Genomic DNA, 3395 nt, shown 5'->3' with positions numbered 1-3395 from the left:
TTCCGAAGCGAGCATCAACAAATCCATTGAATATTCCGGAGACGAAGTAACGATCGCTTTCAAAGGAGAATATCTCATGGATATTTTCAGATCCATCGACGATTCTGAAGTTAAGATTGAATTTTCCGATTCCAGTTCGCCCGTGATCTTTAAGGATCCATCCGATCCAGAATTTGTCTCGGTGATTATGCCGATGAAAATTTAATGTTTCTAAAACATCTTACACTTCAAAACTTTAGAAGTCATGAAGAACTGAGCCTGGACTTTCATTCCAGGCTTATTTTTTTTGTGGGAGATAACGGGGAAGGTAAAACGAATCTTCTCGAAGCAATTTGTATGTTATCCTGGTTGAAAAGTTTTCGCGAGTCGGAAGACGGAAATTTAATTCGCTGGAGCGCCGAAAATTATTTTCTCCGCGGAAGAATTCAAGAAAATCAAAAAGAATCCGTTTTAGAAATCGGTTATACTGCAAAACCTACAGTCAAAAGAAAATTAAAATTCAATCAGGAAGACATCAAAAAGAGAACGGATCTGATCGGTAAATTTATTACGGTTCTTTTGACTCCGATGGACTTGAAAATAATCGAAGGCGGTCCCTCGGAAAGAAGAAAGTTTATAGACGCGTTTATTTCGTCTTTTGATCCGTTTTATCTGGATTGTCTGTTAGAATATAATAAAATTTTAAAGCACCGAAACGCACTTTTGAAAACCGGAAATTCGGATTCTTCTCAGCTTTCAATTTGGGAGAAGAGGCTTGTTGAAAAAGGAACGATCATTCTTAATAAAAGAAAAGAAATCGTTTTAGAATTGAATTCATTTTACCGGACAAATTTGGACAAATTGAGCGGGGGAAGGGATGGTCTAACGTTGATTTACAAACCGGATGTCGGAAACGAACGGGAATTCTTTGAAAAACTCAATCGCAACCTGGGCCGGGATCTTAGGCTCGGTTATACTTCCGCAGGTATTCATAGAGACGATCTTTTTATCGGAATCGATTCCCGTGATATTACGGAATTCGGTTCTCAAGGCCAAAAGAGAAGCACTGTAATCGCTCTAAAGGCCGCGACTTTTAATTATTATAAGAATGTTTTGAATAAAACTCCTGTCTTATTGATAGACGACGTTATCCGAGAATTGGACGTCAAACGAAGGGAATACTTTGTAGATCTGGTTGTCAATGCGGGCCAAGCGTTTTTTACGACGACCGATTTAGAAGGAATTCAGGATTATGTCGGTAAACTCGAGGATCAAAAGCAGATTTTTATGATCAAAGACGGGGAGGTTCGTTCGGTAGAATGAAAGACGATCTCATTTCATCGAAAAAGATTGAAACCGACGAATTTAAGTCCGTTCTCAATCAACTCGGTATTACGGAAGAAAGTCTTCAAGAAAAGATTTCTTTAAATACCCTCCGAAATCGCTGGAAAGAAATTGTTGGCCCGGTTTTCGCTTCTCACTCCGAAGTCGGTTCGATTCAATTCGGTAAATTAAGAATCATAGTTTCGCACAATGCGTATAAACAGGAATTGCTTTTTCTTCAAAATCGAATTCTGAGACAGTCCTCTCAATTTCTTGGCAAGGGCATCGTTCGTTCTCTGGAAATTTCGATCGGTAAATTATCCAATTCCATCTCCTCAAAACAACCCGAAACGAAAGAAAAAAAAGGATTAGAAGGGAAAGAGGATTTAATTGCCATACTTGAGAAAGAATCGGATCCGGAAGTTAAAAAACGTTATCTTGAGATTCTTCAATATCTTTGATTAATAAATGAATTTCCTTGCCTCCCTATGGTTTTCAGGAAAACTATTCCTGAGGTCTGAAAAAAATGAGCCAAGAAGAAGCAAGCTACAGCGCCGGTCAGATTAAAATTTTAGAGGGTCTGGAAGCTGTTCGAAAACGTCCGGGGATGTATATCGGAACTCAGGATGAGACGGGGCTTCACAAAATGGTCTACGAAGTCGTTGATAACTCCGTGGACGAGGCGATGGCCGGTCATTGCACAGAAATTAAAATCAGCATTCTTCCAGATAACATCATCGAAGTTAGAGACAATGGCCGAGGAATCCCGGTGGACATTCACCCGGATAAGAAGATTTCCACGATCGAAGTCGTAATGACCATTCTTCACGCCGGCGGTAAATTTGAAAATGACGCTTACAAGGTTTCCGGCGGACTCCACGGGGTGGGTGTTTCCGTGGTAAACGCTCTTTCGGAATGGCTTGTCGTAGAAGTCTTTCAGAAAGGAAAAATCTATTCGCAAAAATATGAGAAGGGAGTTCCCGTTTCCCCGGTAGAAGAAAAAGGAGAATCTTCCGAAAGAGGAACGATCGTACGTTTCAAGCCGGACGCGTCTATCTTTACGACTGTGGACTTTCAGTTCGACGTTCTTTCCGCTCGTTTTAGAGAATTAGCTTTTTTGAATAAAGGACTGATTCTTACCGTTGAAGACCGAAGACGAGGAAGCGAAGGCGAAAATCTGCTGAAAAACGAATTCCAGTTTTCCGGCGGTATCGTTTCTTTCGTAGAACATATCAACGAAAACAAACATCCTATGCACAAGGTGATTCACTTTGAAAGAAACAAAGAGGATGTAATCGCAGAAATTTCGATTCAGTATTCGGAAACGTATACGGAAAATATTTTCTGTTTTACCAATAACATCAACAACAACTTGGGCGGAACACATCTCGAAGGTTTTCGTGCGGCTCTTACGAGAACTCTCAATGACTTCCTAAAAAAAGATACGGTGATGGCTAAAAAACATCCCACCGGTCTGTCGGGAGAAGACGTAAAAGAAGGTTTAACAGCCGTCATCTCCGTTAAAATTCCTCAACCTCAGTTCAACTCTCAGACAAAAGAAAAATTGGTCAACGCCGAGATTAAGGGAATTATGCAAACCCTCACTTCGGAAGGTCTTACTTTATTCTTTGAAGAGAATCCCAATATCACAAAAAGAATATTAGAAAAATGTATTCTTTCCGCTAAAGCGAGAGAAGCCGCTCGGAAGGCGAGAGATCTTACGAGAAGAAAAACGGTTTTGGAAGGCGGCGGTCTACCAGGTAAACTCGCGGATTGTTCCGAAAAGGATCCGGCTCAGTCGGAAATTTATCTCGTGGAAGGTGACTCCGCCGGAGGATCCGCTAAACAAGGAAGAGATAGAAACACACAGGCGATTCTTCCTTTGAAAGGGAAAATTCTCAACGTGGAAAAAGCAAGATTGGATAAAATTCTTTCAAGCGAGGAAATTAGAATTTTGGTTTCCGCTCTGGGAACCGGAATCGGAGAAGATGAATTTAATATCGATAAGATCCGTTATCACAAAATTATGATTATGACGGACGCCGATATCGACGGTTCTCACATTCGAACACTTCTTCTTACATTCTTCTTTC

At 40.7% G+C, this 3395-nt stretch carries 3 protein-coding genes and 1 pseudogene; all 4 read left to right on the top strand.

Translation table 11 applies throughout. From position 1 onward, the window contains the following. Positions 1 to 205 (top strand): annotated as a pseudogene (locus CH376_RS23685) (DNA polymerase III subunit beta); the annotation flags it as partial. Continuing rightward, positions 205 to 1302: a DNA replication/repair protein RecF gene (recF, locus tag CH376_RS23680; protein WP_100784528.1), complete on the top strand. Its 1098-nt coding sequence runs from the start codon at positions 205 to 207 to the stop codon at positions 1300 to 1302. The pseudogene CH376_RS23685 and the gene recF, both read left to right, overlap by 1 nt. Then, positions 1299 to 1763: a DciA family protein gene (locus CH376_RS23675; protein ID WP_100784527.1), complete on the top strand. Its 465-nt coding sequence runs from the start codon at positions 1299 to 1301 to the stop codon at positions 1761 to 1763. Before recF ends, CH376_RS23675 begins: the two co-directional genes overlap by 4 nt. A gap of 65 nt (positions 1764 to 1828) precedes the next feature. Continuing rightward, on the top strand, positions 1829 to 3395 hold a 1567-nt coding region (locus CH376_RS23670), incomplete at its 3' end, for a DNA gyrase subunit B (protein WP_100788580.1).

This window comes from Leptospira adleri (assembly GCF_002811985.1).
GTDB lineage: Bacteria > Spirochaetota > Leptospiria > Leptospirales > Leptospiraceae > Leptospira > Leptospira adleri.
This window is presented reverse-complemented; position numbering and strand designations above follow the sequence as displayed.